The organism is Clostridia bacterium (genome assembly GCA_034926675.1).
In the GTDB taxonomy this organism is placed as follows: Bacteria; Bacillota; DTU025; order DTU025; family DTU025; genus JAYFQW01.
Genome location: JAYFQW010000023.1, coordinates 1 through 26,142 on the forward strand (window position 1 = coordinate 1; position 26,142 = coordinate 26,142).

Below are 26,142 nucleotides of genomic sequence, written 5' to 3' on the forward strand. Positions count from 1 at the left end.
CTTCCACATGGACTCCAAGAACCTCGCCATGCTCATCCTTGCCGGCACTCCTGCGATTGTGCCAATGGTCAGGATCCGAGTCCACGACTCCTTCCTTCAGAGGATCGTGGTGCACCATGAGTTCTCAGGCCTGCGCTCGGAGGAGGCCGGGCCGTACATCGAAGCAATGCTAAAACTGGCCGGAGCAACAGGTCCAATCTTCACTCCAGATGCGATCACAGCTATCTACGAACTAGCCGGCGGCGCTCCACGGCTGATCAGCCAAGCAGCGTCCAAATGCCTTCTTTTCGGATACGCACGCGAAGCTCGAGCCATCGACCCGCTCATAGTCCAAGAAGCTGCCGCAGATAGCTTGCGAGTCTCCGCAGGCGCATAGAATGCCACCTGCCCGGCGTCCTCGTCCCCTCAGGCGGGGGCGCTCAACTCTGCCATCAGGGTGATCACAATCTGACCGATGCCCGGCATGCTCAATGAATAGTCACGATCTGCTCACCCGTACGCGGTCACATTGTACATCGAAGAGGAGACTCCAAGCTGAAGATCCAAGGATATCTCAGAACGATTTTCAACAGGCAACTACGAGGCGCTGTTACGGTTCAAGCAGTAGGCGGCTGATCAGGCGGCCACGGGCGGGCATCCGCGGAAACGATGGAGATCCAGCGGGTGGAGCTGGGTATCTAGGCCGGAGCTTGTCGCTCCTCGTGCGGGAGCGTGGTTGAGATGAAACACGTATGCCAAGAAGCTCGCAGCCGTCCAGACCATACGCCTCTTGCGTACGACACTGGAAGCAAGCCAAGGCCAATATGGAGCGGATGAGAAGAATAGAGAAAAACCGCAGGAAAAACTATGAAGGTGTCGAAGCAACCTAGTACTAATGCATAAACTGGGCAGGTCCCAACAAGAACCAAGCCGAGCGAGAGCCTGTACCACGGAGTCGGGTGATTCTATGAATTCGCGGCAACAACTCGCACGGCAGCTCGTAGCTGCTCATTACATCAACGATCCACGCCAGCTTATCGAACTACTACATATCCCTCACATCGAAACACCGCTGCCGGCATCCATCCACGGTTTTACTTGCGCAGTCAGTGGGCAAGTCGGGACTGTCGTCAACTCACAATTGGACGAGTCTCAGTTGTCATATGCTCGCGCCCACGAGCTCGGTCATGCGCTCCTGCATGATCATGTTGGGCACTATCCAATTGTGGAGAGCACATTCATCCCGTCTGGCAGGTACGAGCGCCAGGCTGACGAGTTTGCTCAGGCGCTTCTGGATGCGCAAACGTCAGGAGAGCCGGTAGACAGGTAGGCAGGTAGGGCAACAGGCGCTCAACTAAGGAAGAAACGGGGGGTATCTATGCGTATAGCAGTCATGGTGATCTCACTAGTGCTTATGGCTGCCATCGGACTTCAGGCATTTACTCTCTACGGGTTGGGGGCTATCGTTGGCCCGGAAGAGAAAGGCGCTGGAGCTGCTGGCTTGGGAGTAGCGTTCTTCTATCTGCTTGGTGGTGCATTCAGTCTTGGAGTTCCGGTGTTGTCTACGATTGTTCTGTTCATCGCAGGAATGTATGCGAGATGGATTGCTGGCAAGGAGCTATATCCGGACATGTACATTTGGGGCTGGATAGCTTGGACGCTGGCTGCACTGGAGTTGATATCAATCGTGAAGGCTAAGAAAAGATCAACTAACAAGGGGGTTGCCACTTCATGAGAAAAGGACTGACTGTCGGTCTGGTTATGGTAATTCTGATCTCAGCGCTATCCGTTGCGGCCATGGAGAGGTTCAAACAGATCGAGGGATGGGCGTCTTTTCGGGAAGATACCAAGATGATGCAGGGGGCGCTTGAAAATACCCTCACATATAGCGCCCAGCGAACTCATATTCCAGGCGTGGGAATGGTGTTCGTGATGCAGAGCCGTGGGTCAATTGCTGTGGATCAGGTGCGCAAGGAATTCGAGAAAGCCCTCAAGTATGTTGTCCCGAGTGTTGAAAGCCTGCCAGATGATGAGATGGTGGTTCTCTCTTTGTCGGATGCAACTTATGGCAAAGAGTGGGAAGTCATGTACATTACCACAAAGGCGGATGCGTCCAACCCCGAGGCGTGGACAGTCTATTATAACGAGAGGTCCACCAGATAGACGCAGGGAGGCGATCCTATGAGCATCAGAATCCCCGCCGGCCTTAGAGGAGCTATCTATAAGCGTGGGAAGAACAGTTTCCGAGTCCAGTTGTCCCTGGGCGTCAAGGATGGCAAGCCGGAGATCAAACGGGAAACCGTTCGGGGCACCGAACAGGATGCTATGAACTTGCTGATTCGGCGGAACGTGGAGTACCTAGACAACACCATCCAGGTCACAAACTATCAGACCGTGCGGCAGGCCTATGATGAGTGGGTCAAGCACGTGGAGAAATACAGAACGCCCAATACGCTGAGGTTTTACAAGCAACGATTTGAGTTCGCCTTACTACCAGAGCTGGGTCATAGGCGCTTGAAGGACATAACGCTGGGCGATCTACAGAAGGCGCTTGCTAAGTATCCTAACGATCAACATAACAAGAGAGCGCTGTCAGCGTTTTTGAACTGGAGCAGAGACATGGGCAAACTCTCGCAGAAGTTCGACTTCCGGAAGCTCGAAACACAATCGAGGCCGGCACCGAAGAAAGAAGAAGACGTCTGGAGTTTTGAGCAGGTTCAGAAGGTATATGCAGCTTTGACGTTTGATAACTTCTACGACATATTCATTGCACTGGGAATCGAGTGCGGCCTCCGGCCTCAGGAGATCATGGGGCTCACGTGGGATCGCATACACCCGGACTACTTGGTGATCGACCAAGCCGTTAAGGAACGAACCCCTGAAGGCTACAAGATCGGCGGGACCAAGACGGACGAGGTCCGGCTGGTAGCCACTACCCCATATCTGAGCGAGAAACTCACACAACACAAGGCTAACCAGAAGGTCCGCATCATTGCTACTGCAGGCTATAACAGAGATGTTAACCTGGTGGTGACCGATGCTATGGGTAACGTGCCGGATCTCAATTACATCCGCAAATATATCCGCCGCCTGGCCAAACGGGCCGGTGTGCACTGCATACCGCCCAAGAACCTGCGTAGCACTTACATCAGCCTGATGGGCGATCTGGGCATACCGATCCCGGTCATCCAGGAGTCCGTGGGCCATGCCACGCCCGAGATGATCGCGAAACATTACCTCAGAGTCTTCAGCTCCTCGCTCCAGCAAGCAGCCACACTCTACCACGAACGACTCCACGGCGAGGCGGCTCAAACCAACTGATTTGCCCCGTTTTGCCCAAGTGACCGCCTGATTTTCATCTAAAACAGAAATGATGGGACCGGGAAACCCGGCCCCATTAGGGCATAAAAATGGTACGCCACCGGGGACTCGAACCCCGGACCCGCTGATTAAGAGTCAGCTGCTCTACCAACTGAGCTAGTGGCGCACACATCAAAACGCTATTTGGTTCGGCTTCGAAAGATCGCTCCTCCTGCGCGTTTTCAATTATACTATGCCCGCAAAGCGAATGCAACAGTGTTTTCGGCGTGTGTTACGCGTGTGTTTCTGGCATGTGTTCGGCGCGTCAACTGCCTTGGCCGCCGCTAGTTGGGTGGTTGGGCTAGTGTCTTGGGTAGTGGTGTAAATCCAGCGGAAGGATCCGGGGAGGATCCCGAGGGGGTGATGCGACAGCTGGCGGGGCTGTTCACCTATGCGAAATCCGAGGCGCGGGAGGGCAGGACTGGATTCCCTGCGCTGGAGCTCCACCGGCGCCAAGAAACTCGACACCTAGCAAGCTCCAGTTCCAAGAATATGGGCCCTTCTCGGTTCCTGCCTCGCGAAAATGCGGAAGATGCCAATAATCTCTGCAGCCCCGGCTCTCAATAGAGTTCAACGGCTTCTCCCGTCAACTTCTCCACCCACATCAGTTTCAGCAATGCCAGGTCATCCTCGTAATCGACTTTGGACTCGTCCTTGTCATACTCCGCTTGCTCAAGGACCTTGATCTCGAATCCGTCTTTGCCAGCTTCCTTCCAGTCCTCTTGCAGTTCCCTTCGAGGGTGCATCCCGGCGTTGAGCTTGAACTCGGCGCCATTCATTGCACTCTTCAGATCCTGCGTGGCTTCCAAGTAGTACTTGGGGCTGCTTCTACGGATGATTGCGAATATCCCCATGTCCGGCTTCGTTAGCCTGTATTGCTCCTGGAGTTCCTTCTTTCTTTCGTTCGATACCTTCAACTCGACTCACCCCCTCCCGCTGGGCATTAGTACCCCACATCTCATCCCCTCTGATGCAGCGCATGAATAGCATCCTGTCCTCTCAAATCATCGGATTGCCCGCGCATGTGCCAACGGCTATGGCATCGCCCGGCAAAGCCGATCTGCTGTGCAATAGCAGTTCCTCGCGCCGCCCAGAATTCCTCTCTTCGTCCATCGCAGATGTGAACCATGACCCAGGTGAGCTGAGTGTGTGCTGCAATGATGGTTTCTGTACACAGCCCAACACTAATCGTCGCAGCTTGAAGGACTTATCCGTTCGGCATCTAATCTCCCACAACGTACCGAATTTTATCGAAATCCATGCCTCATCACGCGTAGCACCGACCACTGCAGCGTACCACCTAGGAAACCCGGCCTCATTACAGAATATGGTTGCTATCTCGTGCCTCTGTTAACACTTACTCGTGCTCAGAGGAGCATACGCAGCAGGCTCCTACCCAGCCAGTACAGCTCAGGTACACTAGCGACCCTAGGAGGATCACTGATTGAGTCAGCAAGACCAGAAACGTGAGATTTTCGGCAGCAGACTAGGTTTCCTCTTCGCAGCAGCAGGTTCCGCCATCGGTCTAGGCAGCCTGTGGCGCTTCCCTTGGCTCGTAGGCGCCAATGGTGGAAGCGCATTTCTGATCATATATCTCGTCATCGCAGTCTTCATAGGAATCAGCCTCTTCATGTGCGAGCTTGTCCTAGGCCGCGCCACCCAGAGTTCAAATGTGGGCGCATTCAGGAAGATAAGCCCGTCATGGGCCTCGCTGGGTGGACTCGGGCCACTGGCCGCATTCCTGATCCTGTGCTTTTACAGCGTCGTGGGTGGTTGGATAATCTATTACTTCTTTCGCACTATCGCAGGCCTCAACATCACAGACCCAGCGCTCACCGCGGAGTTGTTCAACAACTTCACAGCTGACCCAGTCCTACCTTTGGTGCTCCACGGCATTTTCATGGGTCTTACCATGCTCATATGCTACAAGGGAGTAGTGAATGGCATTGAAAAGGCCTCAACCATAATGATGCCCATCCTGTTCGCGATAATCGTTCCCTTGGCAGTCCGCGCCCTCACACTCCCGGGAGCCGCAGAAGGACTCAGATTCTATCTCGTTCCCGATTTCTCCAGGGTCACCGCCAAGACATTCATGGACGCAATGGGACAAGTGTTCTTTTCTTTGAGCCTTGGCATGGGCGCCACACTCACATACGGCAGCTACCTCGGCAAACACGAAAACATACCCGTCCTATCGTTGATCGTCACCCTGGTGGACGTCCTCATCGGCTTCATGGCTGGCATCATCATCTTCCCGATCGTGTTCTCATTCGGATTCCAGCCGGGAGCAGGAACAGGGCTCACGTTCATCACAATGCCCGCGATATTCAGCGAAATGCCGGCGGGAAAGCTGTTCGGCAGCATCTTCTTCTTCCTGTTCTTCCTCTCAGCCCTGACGTCGTCCATATCTCTGCTAGAAGCGGCAATCGCCTATCTCATCGAAGAACACGGATGGGATCGCAAGCGCGCTACACTGGTGTCGGGGACCGTCTCCTTCGTCGTGGGCTGCCTTGCGTCCCTGGCAATGGGCCCCCTTTCCGGCTTCACAATTAAAGGGCTGAACTTCTTTGGCCAGCTGGATTGGGTATCCGCCACGATCCTGCAGCCGCTCTGCGGAATACTCACTGCTATCCTTGTATCCTGGATTTGGGGAAGCCGAAATGCCATCCAAGAGATCACAAGTGATGGGAGAGTCAAATTCGCGCTGGCCAGCATATGGACCAACGTGATACTGAGGTGCGTAGCCCCAATATCAGTGGGCCTCATCTTCCTGGCAGGACTGGGCGTCATCAGATTATAGGAAAGGCGGCTCTCGGATAGCGCAGATACGCGCACTATGTTGTGGGCGGGCACGACTCCTAGGTCGTCCCGCCCATGATCTTCTCCGCTGGCAGTGTCGCGTACATAATGGACCGCGGCGGGGCGCTCAACCCAGCCGCGGTTCTTCTACTGCACCCTCATCCCGACGGTCAATGTCGACGCAATGCCTGCTAGCGCTACAGAGGCTTCGAGCCCGATGCGCCCTTGCTCCTCAGCATTCTGTTCATGCCTTCGGTGGCTTTCACTTCGCCGTCCGGCATGACCCACAGAGCCTGAACCCCGTCGAGGCTCTCCACAAGCTCCCTGCTCTGCTCGTAGGGCAGCAGGAATAGGGCGGTTGACAGGAAGTCCGCCACGCCTGAGTCCTCCGTCACCACTGTCACCGCACGGTAGTAGTCCGCTGGCATTAGAGTCGTCGGGTCTATGATGTGGTGAAAAACCTTGCCGTCTACAATGTAGTACCTCTGGTAATCGCCACTGCTCACTACTGAAGCATTATCAACGAATACGACATCAAGCAGGCCTTCGTCTGATATTACCGGCTTGTCGGGGTTCTGTATGCCTACGCCCCAACGTTTTCGAACACCATCAAGAGGCCCTCCAATAGATCGCACGTTTCCGCCAGCGCTTATCATTCCTGACTTCAGCCCTTGAGCGATTGCCTCTCTTGCCACAACCTCCGTTGCATAGCCTTTGGCAACTGCACCGACGTCAAGGCTCATCTTTCTATCGGCAAGATAGACTGTGCTGTTTTCGGCATCCACGATCACCTTGTCGATATCAGTATGCTTCGCAGCCTCGAGCAGTTCTTCCATAGGCGGGATCCTGGCATTATCGGGGTCGTCTCGTCCTTCTTCACGATACGCATGCCATATGCGCAGCACTGCACCCATCGCGATATTGGTTTTCCCTCCAGTTCGTCTGTACCAGTCCTTCGCAAAGAGAATGAGGTCTGTGAGATCCTTATCGACCTTGACCGGCCTTATGCCCGCGTTGTCGTTTATCGTCTTGACGTTGTTTACGCCATCATAATCGTTGTAGATGTCATATAGCCGGTGAAGCTCCTGGAACCGAGTGTGAACCCTTTCGAAGCAGGCGTTGAACTCCTGTTCACTCTCGGTATAGGCTACAACCATCGTCAGAGTGTCGAAGGTATCAAAGAAACTATCGCTGTACTTGGCGTACCTGTTTCTCCTTGCCTGCTGGAGGCCAATTCCAGCCGCAAGCAAGAGCACCGCTGCAAGTGCCGCCACGAATCCGACGGTTGTTCTTCTCATCCACATCACCATCTATTCATGTTAGACAACATACTCTCGCCTTTCAAGATGCGAATAAACACAAACCTCCCCATCTGAGACAGGGGAGGCCTGTGCTGCCAAAGCCATCAACGACTATATGCACTTACTTCGCGTTATTGTAGGACTCTGAAAGCGCGGCAATATAGTCCTCAATAGTTATGGTGACAAGAGAAGTGAGCTCTGGGACATCCGGAACAGCAACGTGAGAAGCATCGCGCTGCTTGACCTTGAGGGCCTTGATCTCCTGGACTGTCTTGCCAACCATCCACTTCTCGAACTCGGCCATCTGCTCATGCCATTCCTTCTTGAGCGAGGAAGCCTTGCGCATGCCATACTGGTCGCCGAGCTCCTTCTTGGTCTTGATCTCAGCATTCCTGTCCGCAGTCACCTTGCCATCCTTGCCGAATGGAACCTTGGTCTGTGCGGTGTCGACTATGGCGCGCACGACCTTACCGTTCTTGTCAAACAAAGTGGCGATCATAGTAATGTCAACCTGCGCAGAGGCAGCCTTGGACTTGGCAATGGATATTTCGTGCCCGAGGCCAAGCTTCACAGCTCCTTCCGGAACCGCAACTGAGTTCTTGTACGCCTCTTCAACTACAGCAATGTAGTCCTGAACGGTGATGGTGACGAGAGAAGTGAGTTCGGGAACATCTGGAACTGCAGGGTGAGAAGCATCGCGCTGCTTGACCTTGAGGGCCTTGATCTCGTCGACTGTCTTGCCAACCATCCACTTCTCAAGCTCGGCAATCTGCTCATTCCATTCCTTCTTGAGCGAGGAAGCCTTGCGCATGCCGTATCCATCGCCAAGTTCAACCTTGGTTTTGAGTTCGGCGGCCAGGTCAGAAGTCACCTTAAGATCCTTGTCGAAATTCACCTTAGTCTGAGCAGTGTCGATGGTGACCTTGACTACCCTGCCAGCAGCATCGAAGGCCACAGCAGCAATGGCGGCATCGACCTGAGCCACTGGAGGAATTGCGTTCCCGTTCTTATCAAGCGAAAGATCCTTGGAGCTCTTGATGGAAATAACGTGCCCAAGCCCTAGCTTAACAGCAGGGTTTGCAGCGATTCCCGGTGAGGGCAAGCACGCCAACACAAAGACCGCTGCAATAAGCATAGTGATCGATAGCGCTTTCTTCATGTACGATCTTCCTTTCCCAAGTGCAACTGGAGCTGAGTAAATGCTACCATATCGGGCGCTAATACGCTAGGGGGGTTGAGTATTTTGCGCGGATTTTCCAGGGCGACTCCGCCAAATGCTCACCCGATGGCATTCGATGATCCCCACGTTTGCACAAGAGGGAACAGGGTAGTCCACGTCGTATTCCTCCATGTCGGATCAGGCCGATGGTCCCGCATTGCGATCCGCGTCCATCCCAGCGCGACGGGAGGTGATACACATAGGGATTCGCAAGTCTCGATTTCTGTTGCTGCTCATCGCTGTTCTGGCAGCCATATCCGCAGTTGTGGCAGGCCTCGCTCCGGCGGCGGCCGATGCTCGCGAGAGCTGCGTGGACTGTCATACGAACAAGGAAGTCCTCATATCGCTGATCCCCAAAACGGAACAAGCGGCCGCTGAGACCGGGGAGTCATGAGCGGGCCCTCCTCCCCCGGCGGGGGAACCATACGAGACGGTCTATGTGGACCCGTCTTTTCTTAACACTACCCACGGTTATCTCGGATGCACGTCGTGCCACGGAGGCAATTCCGACGCGTCGACTATGGAAGAAGCGCACGCAGGCGTGAACAGCTCGCCATCGAGCAAGGCAGATGATAACTGCGGTTCGTGCCACGCAGACATTGTCGAAAACTGCGCCACGAGCATACACGCTACCCTCAAAGGCATCGAAAACGGGCTGTATGCTTTAACTGGCAATGCCAACCGGGAAAAGGCACACGCAGCATTCGATAAGTACTGCTTCAAGTGCCATGCCACCTGCGGCGCCTGTCACGTAGCCAAGCCTGCAGCAGCCAACGGAGGCCTAATCAAGGGGCATAAGTTCTTCAGTAGCCCCGATCAGAACACCACCTGCAACGCGTGCCACGGCGGCCGAGTCTCGAACGAGTTCAAAGGCGGCATCGAAGGATTCCCAGGAGACGTGCACTATGAGAAACTGGGCTTCGATTGCCTCACGTGCCACGATGGCAAGTCGTTCCACGGCGACGGCTCGCAGCCAGCCAACAAGTCCGAGGCGCCAGGCAAGCCTTCATGCCTGGACTGCCACCCAGATGCTGCTCCAGGGGAAGGCAACGTAGAGGCCCATAACGCCCACCCTGATGGTACTCTCGATTGCTACATATGTCACGCAACAGTCAACAAGAGCTGCTACAACTGCCACGTAGGGGAAGGCGCAAAGTCGAAAATCGACTTCAAGATCGGCATGAACACTCGTCCCGACCACAAGTGCAAGTACTCGGTTGTAAGGCACATGCCAGGGCTCGACTCGATGTTGGATCCATTTGAACCCGGACTGATGGCCGAGTACAATTCGGCGCCAAACTGGAAAACGAGCATGGTCCACAATATCCAGCGGATCACACCGAGGAACAAGACCTGCAAGTCGTGCCACAATAACAGCCGGATATTCCTGACCGAAGACCGACTGGATCCGGCCGATTCCGAGGCCAGCAAGAACGTGGTCGTGCGTGAGCTGCCGCCCAAGTTCTAGCTGATGGAGCGGCAAGTGAGAAACACAGTGGGCCATAGGTGCAGTAGACCGTAGATACGGTATGAAGGAGGACACGATGATGAACAAGCTGACCACAGTAGCACTCGCAACCATTCTCGTACTTTCCCTGCTCGCAATGCCAGCGTTCGCCGAGCCTGACCCGGTCGTCACCGCGGTGGACAATTACCTCACCAAGCTGCCTTCTGACTGGTTCCAGATGAAGCCCGAAGTTCTGCTCCAGAAGCTCGACATTGGCGAAGAGATCTTCGTGCTCGATGTTCGTCGTCCCGACGAGTTCGCCGCCGGCCACGTCGAAGGCGCCGTCAACATCGAGGTGCATGAACTCGCGAAGCATATCGACCAGCTGCCGGATGATCCGAATGCCCTGATCGTTGTATACTGCCGCAGCGGCGTCCGCTCCATGTTCGGGACCTCCGCACTGCTCATGCTCGGCTTCAACCGTGTGTACAACATGCCCGGCGGATTCCTCGCGTGGCAGGATGCAGGGTATCCGATAGCGCACTGAGCAGATAACCAGCAGCAACCCGGACCAACCGGCTCGCACGCCGCTCACCCCCACGCAGGTTCGTACACACGCCGCGAGCCGTAGGCCATGAATGACAGAAGTCCCCGGGTGCACCCAAGTGCGCCCGGGGACTCTCCTTAGCATCCTCACCTCCACACCCTCGAGGGAATAGAACATATGGAAAGACGATGCGGAAGGAGGAGTCCTCATGCCCGCAGAGATCAGCGTCTGCGAGATCACCGGAATGCCCATCGCCTGCTCTGAGCGAAATCTCTCTTACTGGCTGAGGATCATGATGGAGCACGCCATCTTCATCGAGAACGGACTTCCAGTCCAGCGGGAGGACCTTCGAACCCAGGCGTTGCAGTTCCAGACGGCCTTCAGGGAGTTTCTGGCTCGGAGCGGGAGCATCCCCGCCATGAATCCCACTGAGGTCAGGAATTACATGCAGTGCGTCCGAGCCACAGTCGCTAGTTTCCTGGCCTTCAAACGGATGCTCATTGCAATGGCGTTGAAATGCCAGGTCGGCGGCTTGGGCGGGTTCAACTACCCGCTGCTGCTCGATCACATAGCACGTGAGGCTACGCTATTCCTCCACATTCTCGATATGCAGGGGCAGGGAAATAGCAACCCGTTCGCTGTGGCACTCGGCGAGGAGACATTCTGGCTCCGAATCATGACCGACCATGCCAAGTTCATCATGAGCCTTCTGGATCAATCGGAGCGGGGTTTCCTGATGAACGCCAGTGAGTTGAGCCACGTCTTCGATCGCCTGCTCCGCCAGGCCCAGGACTACCGATCGATGATGCAGTCGGAGCCGGACCGGTTCCCTGTCGTCTCGCGGTTCACCGATGAGGTGATCAAAGAAACCATCCGGATCAGGGATTTCAAACGTGCCGCACACCAATTGCTGCTGGAATGCAAGATCATCGCGGTCCTACCGCCCCTCCTGGCGGACCATGTTGCTCGAGAGGCCGAGCACTTTCTGGAAGTGCTCGACGAGATTCGAAGGACTCTACCAGCGTAGCCTCAACTGCTTTCGCCGGCGCGTCGGCAGTCGCCCACATATCAGCCAGCCTTTGGGCAGCTACAATCCTATTGTAGGTCGCTTCAGGGCAATCCTGGCAAGTGAAAGCGCGGCTGGGTTCAGTTCCCAGTCGCACTCCCACCATGCCTGCTCAGGCGCAGTCCGCATCCATGCAGGACACACCGGACCGGCGCCGAATTCCACATAGAGCTCATTTCCGACCTGGTCTTCTCACGATTTGTGTCCCACAATCCCATATCCGCTCTCCAGAATCCCGGAGGTGTCCTGATGCGAATACGCCACAATCCGCGCCACGCTGCTGTACTGCCCGCAACTCTCACTGTAGCCATCGCCGCAGCAATAGCCATCCTATTGCCGTTCATCGTGGCCGGGTGCGGAGGCGGCTCCGGTCCATCCACCACAGGGGCAATCCAAGGGAAGGTCACTCTAGCTGGGGTTGGATCTCCGATCCCAGGAGTGCTTGTGGCCCTCGGATCCGGCCAATCGCAGTTCACCTCCGCCGATGGCAGGTTCAACCTCACTGGCGTCCCAGCAAAACGCCAGAGCATCTCAGCCGCCAAGCCCGGCTTCGGAACTTGGCAGGGATACGCCGACGTGCATGCCGGGCAGTCGATCAGATGTGATATCCAGCTCGGCACGTCAAGTCCGATGGTGGCTGGACGCGCTACGCTCGCGAACCACTACAATCCAGCCGCTGCTGGCAGCGCCAGCCGCCGCGCTCCGGCTCCGTCGCCCACGACTCGGGCCCTCGGATCGAGCCTCTTGGGTTCGACCACCATTGATCGGATACAGGTGCAGCTCCGGCCTGGCTTATCAGTCGCTGATGCCAAGGCCGAACTCACGCACGCCGGCTATGAAGTAGTGGACGTGCTGCCCTTGTCCGGGATAATCGTCGTGCGGCCACTCGGAAGCAGCGGAAACGCGGGAGGTGCTCGCCTGCCCGGAGGCTCGCCTACCCCGGGCGACGCCACGGGTCGCTCATCAGCCTCGCCGGGCTCATCCGCCTGGCCAAGCCCATCGGCCCCGCGGGCCATCTCGGACCTCACCCCAGAGCACTCTGCAGCGGCCTTGGAGATGCTATCCTCCGTCGAATGGGCGATTCCGGATTCCCCCATGTACGCGACAGCCATCCCTAACGATCCCATGTATGCCGAGTTCCAGTGGCACTACCGCGCAATCAGCCTGCCGTACGCGTGGGACCTCGCCAGGGGCGTCGAGCGAGATGTGGTGATTGCCGTGATAGACACGGGAGTCAGCATGACGCACCCGGATCTTCAAGGGAAACTCGTGCCTGGCTGGGACTTCATTGGCGACGACCCAGACCCCCAGGATGAGCCGGACCCTGGCAAGTACAGCCATGGCACACACGTGGCCGGCACGATCGCCGCAGCCACCAATAACGGAATTGGCGTGGCCGGAGTGAGCTGGGGAGCATCGCTAATGCCCATCCGCGTGCTCAATGGGAATGGAGACGGCGCCAACTCCCTTGTTGCGGAAGCCATAAGATGGGCCGTTGACCACGGCGCCGACATCATCAACCTAAGCCTGGGAGGCCCAGACGACGGGAGCGGAGTAGTGAAAGCCGCGGTCGATTACGCATACAGCCGCGGGGTGACCGTCGTAGCAGCAGCTGGGAATGAATCGAGTTCACGGGTGCTGTACCCGGCTGCCTACCCCACAGTGATCGCTGTGAGCGCCACCGGCCTCGCGAACGAGTTCGCCTCCTACTCCAACTACGGGCCTGACATCACCGTGGCCGCGCCTGGCGGGACCGGGTTCGATCCTGTATTCAGCGCTTCCTTCTACAATGGCGCCGGGGGAGGCAACATCTACTCCTGGATGTGCGGCACATCCATGGCTGCACCCCATGTGAGCGGCCTGATCGGCCTGATCCTCGCCAGGTTCGGTCCGATGACTCCCGATTCGGTTGCCTCGCTCATCACATCCACATCCATGGATCTGGGGCAGCCCGGACGGGACGATGACTTCGGCGCCGGCCTAGTCAACGCCCATGCGGCACTCACTCGATCGACCATGGATCGAGCGGTCTTCGCCATTATGGATCAGGAAGGCCACGCCATCAGCCAGTCGGTCTACGGGAACCTCGACCGCACTTTCGAGATACGCAACTCGCCCTCCGGCGCACACACCCTCACAGGCTGGCTCGACTCAAATGAAAGCGGCACGCTTGACCGAGGCGATTACTACGGCTCGGCGCCTATCACGATCCCCGCGTCAGGCGCCGTGTTGGCGCCCATGCTGACGCTGACCTATGTGGATAACGCGAACACGGGCGCCAAGGTTGCAGTGCATCAGACGCCGGCGCCGTAGCATTCGGCCTTGACCATTTCAGCAGCATCTTAAGTGTGACAAGCCAATAGCCTCAAGTTTATCGCAAACAAACTTAATTTATTCAATGGCATGCTTGACATTATTCCGCTCTTGGGGTAACGTACTGCCTGAGCCTACTCGAGAGGCCAGCCAATACCGACTTCAGGAGGGTTTGTCTATGGGCAGTGTGAACGCAGTTGAGGTGGAAGACCTTCGACGGACATTCGCCAAGCGCAGGCCCAGGCCGCTCCCGTGGAACCGCAAGCGGCTAAATGGGATCAATGGAAACGACCAGCCCAAGACCATTGTAGCCGTGGATGGGGTAAGCTTTGCAATCAGGCAGGGCGAGATATTCGGGCTTCTCGGTCCAAACGGCGCCGGCAAGACCACGACCATAAGAATGCTGTGCACTTTGCTGGAGCCTACATCTGGCGCCGCCCGTGTCGCCAGTTACGATATCCGGCGCGAGCCGGCGAAAGTACGAGCCTCGCTCGGCACTGTCCTCGCTGGCGACCGCAGCCTATACTGGAAGCTCACCGGACGCGAGAACCTGGAGTACTTTGCGGCCCTGTACAACGTGCCTCCATCGGTCGCCCATTCTCGCATAGCGGAGCTCCTCGATCGCCTGGAACTCGCCGGAAAGGCAAATGAGCTTGTTGAGAAGTACTCAACAGGCATGAAACAGCGGCTTTCCATCGCGCGCGCGCTCCTCGCCAATCCCCCTGTCTTACTACTCGACGAACCCACATCAGGCCTCGATCCTCAGTCCTCGCGGAACCTCCGAAGCATAGTCCGCGATCTTAAGCATGAGGGGCACACCATCGTGCTCACCACTCACTACATGGCTGAGGCCGACGAGCTCTCTGACCGCATCGCCATCATTGACCATGGCAAAGTGATAGCACTTGACACACCCACTGCCCTGAAAGGCAGCGTGCAGCAACTACACAGCCTGGAAGTTGAGATCGACAGGGCTCCAAACGGAATCCTGGATGAACTGCGAGCCCTGCCCCTCGTGCGCAGTGTGGAGTCGTTCCAATCGGAAAACGGGCAGGAGACCTGGACGATCCGGGTCATAACAGACGACAGCCGCCAGACCCTCGATGCCCTTCTCGACCTGCTGCGCCTAGGCGGCGACAAGGTGCTGAATCTCAAAGCGTCAGAGCCAACGCTGGAGGATGTGTTCATCACACTGACTGGGAAGTCCCTCCGCGAGTGAGCGATTCCGCAACTACAGATCAGCCATGCCGGAGGTGAACTGATCCTATGAGATGCCTCAGGATCTTTCTGGCCGCATCCAAACGTGACATGCTGGTGCTAAAGCGTTACCCGGACTGGATTGCGAGCCTGTTTGTATGGCCAGTTCTCATGCCGTCGCTTTCGGTTTACGCCGCGAAAGCCCTCGCGGGGCCAGACCAGTCGGGGCTCATCGCCTTCGCAGAGCGATCGGGAACCACTGATTACGTAGGCTTCGTCACAAGCGGGATGATCCTGTGGATGTGGCTCAACATCGTGCTGTGGCAGGTGGGTGGGCAGCTCCGCGCAGAGCAGCGTAGGGGGACCCTGGAATCAAACTGGCTGACCCCCGCTCCGCGCCTGGCGATCGTGTTCGGCTGCGGCCTCACACGAATGCTCTATACAATGGCGCCCCTGTTGATTGCACTGCCCCTTTTCCGGATCATGTGGCGCGTGGATATGTCGATCACACCGCTCCTGGGGTTGGTGTTCTTCACCTCCACAATCGCAGTTTACGGCATTGGGCTCCTCTTCTCCAGCTTAGTGCTGTTCTTCAAGGAACTCAACGCCATGGTCTTCTTCGTACGAGGGGTGTTTATGATCTTCTGTGGTATGACCTATCCCATTTCCGTCTTGCCCAGATGGATGCAGGCGGTCTCAAGAGCGCTCCCGCTCACCTACTCGATCGACCTTGTGCGCCGGGTCGGCCTTTCAGGTGCGCGCTTCGCGGACATCTCCCGGGATTTCGCCATCCTGGCCGGCTTCGCAGCAGTGCTGTTCGCACTCGGATGTGGCGCATTCCTTGCGGTGGATCGAGTCGTGAAGCGCACAGGAACCCTCGGACAGTATTAGGGCGACAGACCTCTCGCGTCCGCCGTTTCGCTGCGACTCATTTATAGCGAGGTGCTGATCATGTTGACTACGTCGGGTTTTCAGCAATGGATATCAGCTCAGATGCGAGTAGTGGGGGCAATTGTGCGAAAGGACCTTCTGGTGTTCTTCCGATACCCCGCAAACGCCATCATGACTGTGATTGAGCCCATTATGTTTCTCACTCCCGCGTACTTCATGGGGTTGGGGTTCTCTGTGGGAGGGCGTGCAGTCGGATTCGAGGGCTTCACCGGCACCGCGGATCATTTCTCTTTCGTGCTGATCGGCGCCTTCATGGGAAGCTACATCAGCGCTGCATTCTGGGGGATCGCATACTCCGTGAAAGAAGACATGCTCGTGGGAGTACTGGAATCCAACTGGGTCTCCCCTGCCGGGCGGGTCACGCTCATCATAGGACGCAGTATCTTCATGCTGATCGGGACGACGCTAAACAGCCTCGTTGTGCTCATCCTAGGCGCACTCATCTTCCGGCTGAACCTCACTGGGGATGTCCTGATTGCAGTGCTCACAATGATACCCATGCTCATAGCCCTGGCAGGTTTTGGCCTGGGCCTCGCTGGAATAGTGCTGGTTGTGCGCGAGGCCGACACGGCGATCGACATCTCCAACTACCTGGTCGGGACGCTCTCAGGGTCCAAGTTCCCGGTCGCCATGCTCCCCCGTCCGATCCTCGCCATCGCGCTGGCGCTGCCCACCACATACGGGTTCGACGCAGTCCGGGGAATTCTGCTGGGAACCAAGACACTCATGCCCATGCGTCAGGAGTTCCTCATCATGATCGGCTCAATGACGGCGATGTGCATAGGAGGATACTTCCTGTTCCGAACCCTTGAACGACGGTGCAGAAGGCTTGGCGTTCTGGGAACCTACTAAGGTTCCCTCACGCCTTGGCGCCCGGCGCATTGTCGTTAATCCCGGCGCCGTATCTCTGCGCAGTGCTCTGGAATACGGTTTCATACTGCACCTGTTTGATCATGATGATGGCGAGGTTAACGGTCCATGTGATGCCGTATCTGGCAGGGAGTTTGCACACGTACATGCTCACGGCCAGAGCGACCATGCCCAATCCTACCTTGAAGGCGTCAGGAGCATTCGGCCAAGTGAGCTCCTGCGCACAGATGACCCCTGTATAGGATAGCATCGCAGGCCATCCGGCGATGGCCGTCCACACGCCGAGGGTAACCGCAAGCGCCTTGCCTCCCCGAAACCTCAGAAACGGAGAGAAGGCATGTCCAGCTATGGGCGCAGCTACCGCCAGCACCCATACCCACCAGGGCGTGCCCGGGTTCGCCTTCATCATCGCCTGGGCAAGGAGCCCAGAGACGTGCCCCTTGAGGAACTCAAGGATCATTGCAGGCGCAGCAAGCGCAAGGCCGCCGGCTCGGAGTGCATTGTATGTGCCAGGGTTGTGATCACCATACCGCGTTATGTCCACTCCTCGCAGTGCACGGCCCACCAATACAGCAAACGGGACCGAACCAAGAACGAAATTCGCAACGATGATCAAGGCAGCCCTCAATTCAGCATACCTCTACTTTCCTGGGCGCATGTGGCCGCCGTCATCTGGCCGCCCATTGACCCTCTGGGGAGAAGCGCAGCTATCCGAGAGGCGCGGCGTGTCCGCACTTGGCTTGGCTGAGAATGTAACATTCGTCAAAACCATGTCAGTTCCTGCATTGCTCTCGGCGCCCCCTGGCGGGCGTACAATGGAAAGCGCCGCCCACAAAGGACGGCGCCTGATTTTTATGGTAGCGGCGACTGGATTTGAACCAGTGACACTGCGGGTATGAACCGCATGCTCTGACCAACTGAGCTACGCCGCCATACTACAAATCCTGCGAGCATGATTGTATCACCCGGCCAGGCGGTTGTCAACGCGTTCGAGCCGCCAGCGCCGGCCGCTGGCCGCCGTGGCAGAGCCACCGAGCCGCCTGTGCGAGTCCACGCACGAGTCCACGAGCCCGAACCACAGGCTGCGAGGCCTATGACTCGTACCTGAACGTCCTTGCCGACACAGCCACTGATACCACAAGCACCGCTGCCAGCACCCACACTTCCTTGAGATGAGCGCCCCACGAGTCTCCCACCCAAAGCCCTCTCATCAACGTGACAACGTGCGTCAGGGGGAGGAACTCCCCAAACCGCTTCACGCCTGACGGCAGCATCTCTCTAGGAATGCTCGCCCCTGAGAGAAACAGCATCGGATACATCACTGCCATGCTTACGGCCAGCGCTGCCCTGGAGGTAGAGGTGAATCCAGTAAGCATGAAACCCAGCGACAGAAAGCTCAAAGACGCAAATACCAGGGCAAGAACGATACTGGCTGCACTCCCCGAGAAACGAACGTGGTACGCCAGACGCGCGGAGGTCACGAGAAGCGCCGCGCCAACCAGCGTGATGCCAAGGTTCACCACAACCTGAGCAGTGAGTATCGCCGTCGTGCCCACTGGAGTCGCCGAAAGGCGGCGAAGCACTCCATTCTCCCTGTAGGAAGAGACTGTAACAGGCAGACTGATGAGGCCAGCCGTAGCGATGATCATGCACATGTAGGCTGGAACCGATATGTCGATGGTTCCCAGCCCCCCAAAGAGCGGGCTAGGGCGATTGCCGTAGATCGCGCCGAACAGAAAGAGCATCATCACCGGGAAGGCCAGGGTGAAGAAGACCACAACTGGCTCCCGGAACAGAAGCTTGAACTCGACCCAGGTGAGCTTGGCTAGCTTCCTCAAATTCCCGCCCGCCTCCTCAATCGCGCATCTTCCCGCCGGTGAGAGCAAGGAAGCAGTCCTCAAGGGTTGGCTGCTTGGTTGATAAGTCCCCGAAGCGAACCCCTGCAGCAGACAGCGCCATGACGACGTCAGACACCAGGCCGCTGCCATGGCCAACGATGGTAACGCGCTCACCGGAAATCTCCACAGACACCACACCCGCTACCCCACGCACCAAGTCTGGATCGAACGAAGCCCCGCCGCCGCTCGGGCTGAAGGACACTATGGTGTCAACCCCGGAGTTGGCTATCAGATTGGCGGGCGAGTCCATAGCCACTATTCGTCCGTGATCCACTATGGCCACCCGATCGCATAGGCGCTCTGCCTCCTCCATGAAATGAGTAGTGATGAAGACGGTCTTTCCCCGATCACGCACTCCCCTCACCAGGTCCCAGGCGGCATGGCGCGATTGCGGATCGAGGCCGGTGGTAAGCTCATCCAGGAATACTAGCTCTGGATCGTTAACAAGCGCAAGCGCTATGAAGAGGCGCTGCTTCTGACCGCCGGAAAGCCGCGAGAAGAACGAGTTCCGTTTCTCCGCGAGACCAAGCTGGCCTAGGAGGGACTTCCAGTCCACAGAGCGCGGGTAGAAAGACGAATAGAGATCAAGCGCCTCCCACACCCTGATGTCATCCTGTAGGGCGGAATGCTGAAGCTGTATCCCGATCCGAGAACGCAAGGCCCGGCCCTCGTGCCGAGGATCCTGCCCAAGCACCGTCGCCTTTCCAGAGTCGGGCGTTCTGAGGCCTTCCAGGCACTCCACTGTGGTGGTCTTGCCTGCACCGTTAGGGCCAACCATGCCGAAGATCTCCCCAGCTCCAACCGCAAACGATATGTCGTCAACAGCCACAGTGGCGCCATAGGCCTTACGCAAGTGCTCCACTTCGATTACAGGCTGACCGTCTGTCACAGGTAACGCTCACCCCCGGTTCAGATTCAGTCATGATGGCCGCAAGCGTGGCACTCTGGGTCCCGAAGCACGCGCACCTCATCGAAAGCCATGCACTGCGCATCCCACAGCAGAAGCCGCCCAATAAGGGGTTCGCCAACTCCAGTAATCAACTTAAGAACCTCTGTGGCTTCCACAGCTCCGATTACTCCGGGCGCCGATGACAGCACCCCTGCACGGGCCGGGTTCAGAGGGCCTAGATCCTCGTCAGCTCCCAAACGCTCGTGCGCGCCTCCTCCGAACACGCACCGATAGCACGGGCCCTGCCCAGGCAGAAAGGTCATAGCCTGCCCCATCCAGCCCAGCACCGCACCGTGAACAAATGGCTTCCCACACGCGCCGCATGCGTCGCTGAGAATGAACCTCGTCTCCAGGTTATCAAGGGCATCCACTGCCACATCATACCCGTTCACTAGCTCCACCGCGTTGGCCGCGTTCAAAGCGACCCGGTGTTCCTCAACAAGGACATCCGGGTTGAGCCTTCTCATCTTCTCCGCCGCGGATTCCACCTTGGCGCGGCCAATATCGGGCATAGAGTGGATGATCTGCCTCTGCAGATTGGATAGCTCCACTGTGTCCGAATCCACAAGCCCGATAACGCCGACTCCCGCCGCAGCAAGGTAGAGCGCAATAGGAGATCCGAGCCCGCCCGCGCCCACGATGAGGACGCGCGCGGCCCGGATCTTCTCAACTCCCGCCTCGCCCACATGCGCGAGGCAGATATGGCGCTTGTATCTCTCCTTCTGAGATTCAGTCAGCGGCGCATGTAAAATCGGAACTCTCACTGCCGCCCCTCCCGTTCGCAAATCCACGCATCCGCAGTTGCGAGCACCTGATCCTTCTCAGGTTCGTTGAAAATCTCGTGGAATAGCCCATCCCACACAACAAGCTTCTTGTCGGAACAGGGATCTGCCTCGTAGAAAGCGGCAGTGGACTCCGTGGAACAGATCGGATCGGCGCCGCCGGGCATGAACAGGCATGGCGTCGAGAACGACCCTGCGCCTGCGCGCACATCCCTCATGGCCCTGTCGAATTCCACGTAGAACCTGGTTGTTATCTTGGGGTAGCGAATTTCATCGGCCTTGTAGTCGGCAACTATTTTCTTGTCGTGAGACAGGTTCTCTGCAGGTATTCCCGTGTCCAGGGCGATCTTCGGAGCAATGCGGGAGATCGCCATTACGAGTCGCCTCGTAAACTCCGCAACCTTCATCCGCAATTCAAGGCATGGTGAGCTTGCAATCACTCCGTCTATGGCAGCAGGGTGCGCGCTAGCATAGCCCAGCACGATCAGCCCTCCCATGGAGTGACCTATGAGGAAGAGCTTTCTCCCTGGAAAGCGCTCCTTTGCCGTGCGCACTACGCACCCGAGATCATCGTAGAACTGCTCGAATCTCTCAACATGGCCCCGCGCCCCACCGGACTTCCCCTGCCCACGGTGATCGTAGGCGTACACTGCATAGCCTAGCCCGGCGAAGTGCTCCGCCACGTGTGTGAACCGCCCCGAGTGGTCCGCAAGCCCGTGGGCAATCACTATCACTGCCCTCGGCGGCGACGCTGTCACTGACAGGGGCTCTGACGCAGACGCTATCGATGGCGAAGCGGGCCCATTTCCCAGCACCGCCGCCGAGGCGGCCATGGGCGCCCACGACCGGCAGAATAGGCCAATACCATCCTGCGCTCTCAGTATCTCTTCCGAGTACGCGATCTCTGTCATGCGAACTCCCCCTCACGACACACCATCAGGCAATAGATCGCAGGCCACGGCCGCGCCGTCAGATGATGCCCAGCTCCCGCCCCACTTTCTCGAATGCATTGAGCGAGTATTTCAGGTCTTCCTCGGTGTGGGAAGCGCTCACTATCGTGCGCACCCTGGCCTTGCCATGCGGGACTGTGGGGAAGGCCAACCCCTGAGCAAACACGCCTTCCTCGAAGAGCTTGTCGGAGAGCCTCATGGCCAGAGCCCCGTCGCCAACAATCACGGGGGTAATTGGGGTCTCACTGATTCCAGTATTGAACCCCAGGTGCTCTAGGCCTTTCTTTAGGAATCTGGCGTTAGCCCAAAGCCTCTCTATCCGTTCGGGTTCATCGATGAGGATGTCAAAGGCCTCAAGGCACGCAGCGGTTACTGCCGGGGGATGCGACGTGCTGAACAGTATGGGTCGACCCCTGTGAATTAAGTAGTCGATAAGGGCCCTGCTGCCTGCGACATATCCGCCTAGAACGCCTATGGCCTTCGAAAGCGTTCCGACCTGGATATCCACCTGCCCGTGCAGGTTGAAGTGGTCCACGGTCCCACGGCCATTGCGCCCCAGAACCCCGCTGGCATGGGCGTCGTCAACCATGGTGATGGCCCCATGCTCCTTGGCGGCCTTCACGATCTCGGGAAGCCGTGCGATATCCCCGTCCATGCTGAACACGCCGTCGGTGATCACCAGAACATGGCGACCCGCATCCCGCACTGCATCAGTCTCATCAAGTGTTCGCCTCAGAGCAGCAATATCACCGTGGGGGAACACCTTGATCGCAGCCCGGCTCAGTCGGCATCCATCGATAATGCTCGCATGGTTGAGTTCGTCGCTTACGATCATGTCTTCCTTGCCGAGTATCGCCGACACTGTTCCAGAATTCGCCGTGAAACCTGACTGAAACACCAGGGCCGCCTCGGTATGCTTGAATGCGGCGATCTTGCGCTCAAGCTCCACGTGCATCTCCATGGTGCCTGCGATGGTGCGCACAGCTCCAGACCCGGCCCCGAACTCCAGAACGGCCTTCCTCGCAGCTGCAATCATCCTTGGGTGAGCCGCAAGACCAAGGTAGTTGTTGGATGACAGGTTCACGACCTTCCGTCCATCATATGTGGCTACGGCCTCCTGCCGGCCGGCCAGGACCTTCGGATACCTGAAGAGCTTCTGCTCACGCAATGTGGCCAGCTCCTCACCTAAGTACGCCAGCGCATCTGACATACGCGTTGCCCCCCTCTGTGTCAGCCTCTGCCCTAATTGTGTTCTCCGCAGCCATGTAGCATGCTTGGTCGCGAAGCAAGGGCCGCATCGCCCTCGATCGGGCTCGCGACCCCGGTCGACGCGGCCCATTACGGATATAGAATTACCTTGCCGCACTCGCCCGACATCATCAGCTTCATGCCTTGATCGAGATCATCCCATAGCGACATTCTGTGCGTAATGACCGGCGTGATGTCCAGCCCCGCCTTCAATAAGGCCCTCGCCTGGAACCATGTTTCGAACATCTTGCGGCCGTTGATTCCCTGGACGGTTGCGCTCTTGAATATGATCGAAGTTGCAAGGTCTATCTGGATGGGATCAGACGGGATGCCCAGGAGAGACACGAACCCCGCTTTTCTCAGTGCGTCGAATCCCTGCCTAATTGCTGTGGGGTTGCCCGACATCTCCAGAAGCACATCAGCGCCAAGGCCGCAAGTGGCCGCCCTAACTGCCGCGACCGGATCCTCGCGCTTCGGATTCACGGCGAGATCCGCTCCGAGCTTCCGTGCAAGGTCGAGCCTGTAGTCTGAGACATCGGTAACATAAACCTCGGTGGCCCCGGCGGCCTTCGCTACCTTGATTGCACACAGACCAATCGGCCCCATTCCTGTGATCAGGACTGTCTTAGCCGCGAGGTCCGTAGCCAACGTGGTGTGCACCGCATTTCCGAACGGATCCTGGATCGCTGCAACTTCCTCAGGTATATCGATATCCCATATCCAGCAGTTGAACTCAGGCACTGCCACGTACTCAGCGAAACACCCATCGCGGTCAACGCCGACTATCCTCGCCTCCTGGCATATGTGAGCCTGCCCAGTGAGGCAGTAGTAACACTTTCCGCAGGCGGTATGTGTCTCAATCGATACAAACTGGCCTTCCTTCACTTTGGTGACGCCCTCGCCGAGTTCTACGACGTCACCACAGAACTCATGACCGAATATCCTAGGTGTCTTGATGCGATTCTGTGACCACTGGTCCCACTCGTATATGTGGACATCAGTACCACAGATCGCAGTGGCGCGCACGCGCACTAGGACTTCACCTTTGCCAGGCTGAGGAATCGGCGCCGTCACCTTCTTGGCGCCGGGCTCCGGCGACATTTTGGCTATGGCCCGCATCTCTCCTCGCATGGAAAAGCCTCCTTCAAATGGGCCGGAATTGCGCACCCGGTCCTCTAAGGTACTGTGATATGTATTCTAGTTACACGTATTGATACCTTCTTCGATTGGGCATTATACACAGCTCATCTGGAAAGACTACCGTGACAGCGACTCCTTCGCCAGCAGGTGATATTCATGGCCGAAAAGCCGGAAGGCGGATCAGCCGTCCGCTTGGCAATACTGATCATAGCAGGGCTCGCATGCGCAATGGTGTTCTCAAGAGGATACATCCCGCGGCCACAGCCGCAGGATGCAGTGGGTAAGCCCAGCCTGGTCATTCCGGCGGCTGGTCCAGCCAGCTCGGGAGAAGCCGCTCACATGATCGCCCCTGGCGGCGGAAACAGCGCCCGTGAGGACTCCTTGGAAGGCCCTAGGCCCGCGTCGTGCTCGTGTGACGTGCTATACAAGCTGTGGCTCGCTGAGCCTCCCATGACTGGGGAGCATGTCGGGGATCTCCAGGAGGGCCTGGCAGTTGCAGGCTACCTCGACTCCCCCGCCGATGGCGTGTTCGGACCAGCCACTTCCGCCGCGGTACTCAGCTTCCAAACTGGGCTTGGAATTGGCTCCGACGGCGTGGTAGACATGTCGACCTGGATGGCATTGGGGCGCGTGTGTGAACCTGTAATCGCAGCCTCTCTCAAGCCGTGCCAGGATGTGGTAGGCTCGGCGAGCCAAACGGATTCGGCCTGGCAGGCAATACTGATAGATACATCGAATCTGACCCTCACCTTTCTCGAGAACGGACGCCCGGTCAAACAGTACCCGGTGGGCCTTGGGAAGCCCTCCACCCCCACTCCACTGGGGCAGTTCCGCGTCATCGAGAAGGCAGCCTGGGCAGGCGGGTTTGGCACACGCTGGATGGGACTTAATGTACCGTGGGGCAAGTATGGCATCCACGGTACAAACAAGCCGTGGACTGTGGGGCAGCGCAAGTCCGGCGGCTGCATACGGATGCTAAACCGCCATGTAGAGCAGCTATACTCTATGGTCAAGACCGGGACCCAGGTGATAATCACCGCAGGCCCTTTCGGTATCCTAGGAGATTCAAGGCCGAGGATAGAACCTGGGGCAAAAGGCAGTTACGTATATGAGGTGCAGATCAGACTGCGCAGAATGGGATACTCCCACGCTGGTGTTGATGGCGTGTATGGGCCCGGAACTGAGCAAGCCGTGATGCAATTGCAGCGTGATCGGGGCCTGCCTGCTACCGGAGTTGTGAACATGCGAACCTACGAAGCGCTTGGATTAGCTGTGGTGGACTAATGCCCCCAGTCAAGGCCGCCCAGGTTCTCGCCGAAGATGAACGCTTCTGACCCAGGTTGAGCCCAATTACGCTCGCATTCGAGGGATTCCGGGCCTCGAGGCGCCCCAACGCTCACTCTCTGCGGTTCGAGGCGGCAGTTTCATGCGTACTGTGAGTACTGTACGGAATCCGTACTGGTTCGCCGCGCAACCTGTACGGATTCCGTACAGCGCTTGGTCTAGTCCGCCGCCAGCGGGACCCGAAAGTGCTCGTTTAATCCCAAATTCTGCAATTTATCCATCCCGCTGTTGGTATTTGGTACTCTTATTGGTAGAATCGTCCGCGCTCCGAAGGCCATTCGCCGGTTTCGCCTTTGGCGTTGTACGAAATCCGTACAGGTACTCAGCGTTCCCAGTACGAAATCCGTACTGCCGCCCCATACGACTCACATTTCGATGTGAACTAGGCCTACACCGACATCGCATGGCACAGGTTGCACTGAAGGAAATGGAATCGTTACACCGATTGAACCGATTTGACCTCGGGTATCTCCTGCTTCAGAATGCGTTCAATTCCATTCTTCAAAGTCATCGCCGACATCGGACATCCGGCGCAATGGCCTCGAAGCCGCACCTTAACGATTCCACCCTCAACTCCGACGAGTTCCACATCTCCGCCGTCGGCCTGCAGCGAGGGCCTGATTCTCTCTATGACCGCAGCTACCTTCTCTTGCATCCTGTAAAGCCCCCTTCCGGTCTGTGCCACAATACTAGCATTCCGCAGAGTGAGGGTCAACACGCACGCACGTCACCGCGTCACGCGCCTCAGCGCGAATGCCAGCACTTTCGGGCTCGACCCTGCC

Annotated in this window: 25 protein-coding genes and 2 tRNA genes; 14 read left to right on the forward strand and 13 right to left on the reverse strand. The window is 57.5% G+C overall.

Translation table 11 applies throughout. From position 1 onward, the window contains the following. From VB144_06630 to VB144_06650, 5 genes are all read left to right on the forward strand, one after another. Positions 1-376: AAA family ATPase (locus VB144_06630; GenBank protein ID MEA4883318.1), on the forward strand; the 376-nt coding region annotated here is incomplete at its 5' end. Positions 377-946: 570 nt separating this feature from the next. After that, positions 947-1,309 carry an ImmA/IrrE family metallo-endopeptidase gene (locus VB144_06635; GenBank protein MEA4883319.1) on the forward strand — a complete coding sequence of 121 codons (363 nt, stop codon included), beginning with the start codon at positions 947-949 and terminating at the stop codon, positions 1,307-1,309. Between the two features lie 48 nt (positions 1,310-1,357). Then, entirely contained in the window at positions 1,358-1,714 is a 357-nt protein-coding gene (locus tag VB144_06640; protein ID MEA4883320.1) for a hypothetical protein, read from the forward strand. Further along, positions 1,711-2,142, forward strand: coding sequence for a hypothetical protein (locus tag VB144_06645; GenBank protein MEA4883321.1), 432 nt, complete (start codon positions 1,711-1,713; stop codon positions 2,140-2,142). The genes VB144_06640 and VB144_06645 overlap by 4 nt, the downstream gene beginning before the upstream one ends. Positions 2,143-2,160: 18 nt before the next feature. After that, on the forward strand, positions 2,161-3,300 hold the full coding sequence (locus tag VB144_06650) for a site-specific integrase (protein MEA4883322.1): 1,140 nt from the start codon (positions 2,161-2,163) through the stop codon (positions 3,298-3,300). Positions 3,301-3,390: 90 nt separating this feature from the next. Here VB144_06650 and VB144_06655 read toward each other — a convergent pair. Both VB144_06655 and VB144_06660 read right to left on the reverse strand, forming a co-directional pair. After that, positions 3,391-3,466, reverse strand: a tRNA-Lys gene (locus VB144_06655). A 433-nt stretch (positions 3,467-3,899) separates the two neighbouring features. After that, a complete protein-coding gene (locus tag VB144_06660) occupies positions 3,900-4,256 on the reverse strand; it encodes a GIY-YIG nuclease family protein (protein MEA4883323.1) in 357 nt (118 codons plus the stop codon). 527 nt (positions 4,257-4,783) lie between these two features. Here VB144_06660 and VB144_06665 point away from each other — a divergent pair. Then, positions 4,784-6,139 carry a sodium-dependent transporter gene (locus VB144_06665; protein MEA4883324.1) on the forward strand — a complete coding sequence of 452 codons (1,356 nt, stop codon included), beginning with the start codon at positions 4,784-4,786 and terminating at the stop codon, positions 6,137-6,139. Positions 6,140-6,335: 196 nt separating this feature from the next. On the opposite strand, the gene VB144_06670 is transcribed toward VB144_06665, so the two are convergent. Next, positions 6,336-7,436: an FAD:protein FMN transferase gene (locus tag VB144_06670; GenBank protein ID MEA4883325.1), complete on the reverse strand. Its 1,101-nt coding sequence runs from the start codon at positions 7,434-7,436 to the stop codon at positions 6,336-6,338. A gap of 124 nt (positions 7,437-7,560) precedes the next feature. Further along, the gene (locus tag VB144_06675) at positions 7,561-8,598 is read right to left on the reverse strand and encodes a hypothetical protein (protein MEA4883326.1); all 1,038 of its coding nucleotides are present in this window, start codon (positions 8,596-8,598) and stop codon (positions 7,561-7,563) included. A gap of 499 nt (positions 8,599-9,097) precedes the next feature. On the opposite strand from VB144_06675, the gene VB144_06680 reads away from it, so the two are divergent. From VB144_06680 to VB144_06710, 7 genes are all read left to right on the forward strand, one after another. Beyond that, a complete protein-coding gene (locus VB144_06680; GenBank protein ID MEA4883327.1) occupies positions 9,098-10,126 on the forward strand; it encodes a hypothetical protein in 1,029 nt (342 codons plus the stop codon). 79 nt (positions 10,127-10,205) lie between these two features. Beyond that, positions 10,206-10,652 carry a rhodanese-like domain-containing protein gene (locus VB144_06685; protein ID MEA4883328.1) on the forward strand — a complete coding sequence of 149 codons (447 nt, stop codon included), beginning with the start codon at positions 10,206-10,208 and terminating at the stop codon, positions 10,650-10,652. 208 nt (positions 10,653-10,860) lie between these two features. Continuing rightward, entirely contained in the window at positions 10,861-11,679 is an 819-nt protein-coding gene (locus tag VB144_06690) for a DUF2935 domain-containing protein (protein ID MEA4883329.1), read from the forward strand. 288 nt (positions 11,680-11,967) lie between these two features. Beyond that, entirely contained in the window at positions 11,968-14,031 is a 2,064-nt protein-coding gene (locus VB144_06695; GenBank protein ID MEA4883330.1) for a S8 family serine peptidase, read from the forward strand. Positions 14,032-14,209: 178 nt separating this feature from the next. Next, the gene (locus VB144_06700; GenBank protein MEA4883331.1) at positions 14,210-15,250 is read left to right on the forward strand and encodes an ATP-binding cassette domain-containing protein; all 1,041 of its coding nucleotides are present in this window, start codon (positions 14,210-14,212) and stop codon (positions 15,248-15,250) included. 47 nt (positions 15,251-15,297) lie between these two features. Next, complete coding sequence (locus VB144_06705; protein ID MEA4883332.1) at positions 15,298-16,119, forward strand: ABC transporter permease; 822 nt, start codon at positions 15,298-15,300, stop codon at positions 16,117-16,119. A gap of 60 nt (positions 16,120-16,179) precedes the next feature. Next, complete coding sequence (locus tag VB144_06710) at positions 16,180-17,031, forward strand: ABC transporter permease (protein MEA4883333.1); 852 nt, start codon at positions 16,180-16,182, stop codon at positions 17,029-17,031. A 7-nt stretch (positions 17,032-17,038) separates the two neighbouring features. Here the strand turns inward: VB144_06710 and VB144_06715 are convergent, their stop codons facing one another. From VB144_06715 to tdh, 8 genes are all read right to left on the reverse strand, one after another. Next, the gene (locus tag VB144_06715) at positions 17,039-17,677 is read right to left on the reverse strand and encodes a glycerol-3-phosphate acyltransferase (GenBank protein ID MEA4883334.1); all 639 of its coding nucleotides are present in this window, start codon (positions 17,675-17,677) and stop codon (positions 17,039-17,041) included. Between the two features lie 227 nt (positions 17,678-17,904). Further along, positions 17,905-17,981, reverse strand: a tRNA-Met gene (locus tag VB144_06720). Positions 17,982-18,140: 159 nt separating this feature from the next. Next, a complete protein-coding gene (locus VB144_06725) occupies positions 18,141-18,887 on the reverse strand; it encodes an ABC transporter permease (protein MEA4883335.1) in 747 nt (248 codons plus the stop codon). Between the two features lie 16 nt (positions 18,888-18,903). Further along, positions 18,904-19,836 (reverse strand): ABC transporter ATP-binding protein, encoded by a 933-nt coding sequence (locus tag VB144_06730; protein MEA4883336.1) that lies wholly within the window; start codon positions 19,834-19,836, stop codon positions 18,904-18,906. 26 nt (positions 19,837-19,862) lie between these two features. Beyond that, on the reverse strand, positions 19,863-20,660 hold the full coding sequence (locus tag VB144_06735; GenBank protein ID MEA4883337.1) for a HesA/MoeB/ThiF family protein: 798 nt from the start codon (positions 20,658-20,660) through the stop codon (positions 19,863-19,865). After that, positions 20,657-21,589 (reverse strand): alpha/beta hydrolase, encoded by a 933-nt coding sequence (locus VB144_06740; protein ID MEA4883338.1) that lies wholly within the window; start codon positions 21,587-21,589, stop codon positions 20,657-20,659. The genes VB144_06735 and VB144_06740 overlap by 4 nt, the downstream gene beginning before the upstream one ends. A 58-nt stretch (positions 21,590-21,647) precedes the next feature. Further along, positions 21,648-22,838 carry a glycine C-acetyltransferase gene (locus tag VB144_06745; protein ID MEA4883339.1) on the reverse strand — a complete coding sequence of 397 codons (1,191 nt, stop codon included), beginning with the start codon at positions 22,836-22,838 and terminating at the stop codon, positions 21,648-21,650. Positions 22,839-22,966: 128 nt separating this feature from the next. Continuing rightward, a complete protein-coding gene (gene tdh / locus VB144_06750) occupies positions 22,967-24,007 on the reverse strand; it encodes an L-threonine 3-dehydrogenase (GenBank protein MEA4883340.1) in 1,041 nt (346 codons plus the stop codon). 165 nt (positions 24,008-24,172) lie between these two features. Between tdh and VB144_06755 the strand changes: the two genes are divergently transcribed. After that, positions 24,173-25,300: a peptidoglycan-binding protein gene (locus VB144_06755; GenBank protein MEA4883341.1), complete on the forward strand. Its 1,128-nt coding sequence runs from the start codon at positions 24,173-24,175 to the stop codon at positions 25,298-25,300. 496 nt (positions 25,301-25,796) lie between these two features. On the opposite strand, the gene VB144_06760 is transcribed toward VB144_06755, so the two are convergent. Beyond that, on the reverse strand, positions 25,797-26,015 hold the full coding sequence (locus tag VB144_06760; protein MEA4883342.1) for a NifU family protein: 219 nt from the start codon (positions 26,013-26,015) through the stop codon (positions 25,797-25,799). Positions 26,016-26,142 lie beyond the last annotated feature (127 nt).

Excerpts from the sequence above, each read along its gene's own strand:
- VB144_06685 (MEA4883328.1), top strand. The coding sequence starts at position 10,206 with ATGAACAAGCTGACCACAGTAGCACTCGCAACCATTCTCGTACTTTCC.
- VB144_06640 (MEA4883320.1), top strand. The coding sequence starts at position 1,358 with ATGCGTATAGCAGTCATGGTGATCTCACTAGTGCTTATGGCTGCCATC.
- VB144_06700 (MEA4883331.1), top strand. The coding sequence starts at position 14,210 with ATGGGCAGTGTGAACGCAGTTGAGGTGGAAGACCTTCGACGGACATTC.
- VB144_06675 (MEA4883326.1), bottom strand. The coding sequence starts at position 8,598 with ATGAAGAAAGCGCTATCGATCACTATGCTTATTGCAGCGGTCTTTGTG.
- VB144_06695 (MEA4883330.1), top strand. The coding sequence starts at position 11,968 with ATGCGAATACGCCACAATCCGCGCCACGCTGCTGTACTGCCCGCAACT.
- VB144_06760 (MEA4883342.1), bottom strand. The coding sequence starts at position 26,015 with ATGCAAGAGAAGGTAGCTGCGGTCATAGAGAGAATCAGGCCCTCGCTG.
- VB144_06670 (MEA4883325.1), bottom strand. The coding sequence starts at position 7,436 with ATGAGAAGAACAACCGTCGGATTCGTGGCGGCACTTGCAGCGGTGCTC.
- VB144_06710 (MEA4883333.1), top strand. The coding sequence starts at position 16,180 with ATGTTGACTACGTCGGGTTTTCAGCAATGGATATCAGCTCAGATGCGA.
- VB144_06690 (MEA4883329.1), top strand. The coding sequence starts at position 10,861 with ATGCCCGCAGAGATCAGCGTCTGCGAGATCACCGGAATGCCCATCGCC.
- VB144_06755 (MEA4883341.1), top strand. The coding sequence starts at position 24,173 with ATGGCCGAAAAGCCGGAAGGCGGATCAGCCGTCCGCTTGGCAATACTG.
- VB144_06745 (MEA4883339.1), bottom strand. The coding sequence starts at position 22,838 with ATGTCAGATGCGCTGGCGTACTTAGGTGAGGAGCTGGCCACATTGCGT.
- VB144_06635 (MEA4883319.1), top strand. The coding sequence starts at position 947 with ATGAATTCGCGGCAACAACTCGCACGGCAGCTCGTAGCTGCTCATTAC.
- VB144_06645 (MEA4883321.1), top strand. The coding sequence starts at position 1,711 with ATGAGAAAAGGACTGACTGTCGGTCTGGTTATGGTAATTCTGATCTCA.
- VB144_06650 (MEA4883322.1), top strand. The coding sequence starts at position 2,161 with ATGAGCATCAGAATCCCCGCCGGCCTTAGAGGAGCTATCTATAAGCGT.
- VB144_06740 (MEA4883338.1), bottom strand. The coding sequence starts at position 21,589 with ATGACAGAGATCGCGTACTCGGAAGAGATACTGAGAGCGCAGGATGGT.
- tdh (MEA4883340.1), bottom strand. The coding sequence starts at position 24,007 with ATGCGAGGAGAGATGCGGGCCATAGCCAAAATGTCGCCGGAGCCCGGC.
- VB144_06705 (MEA4883332.1), top strand. The coding sequence starts at position 15,298 with ATGAGATGCCTCAGGATCTTTCTGGCCGCATCCAAACGTGACATGCTG.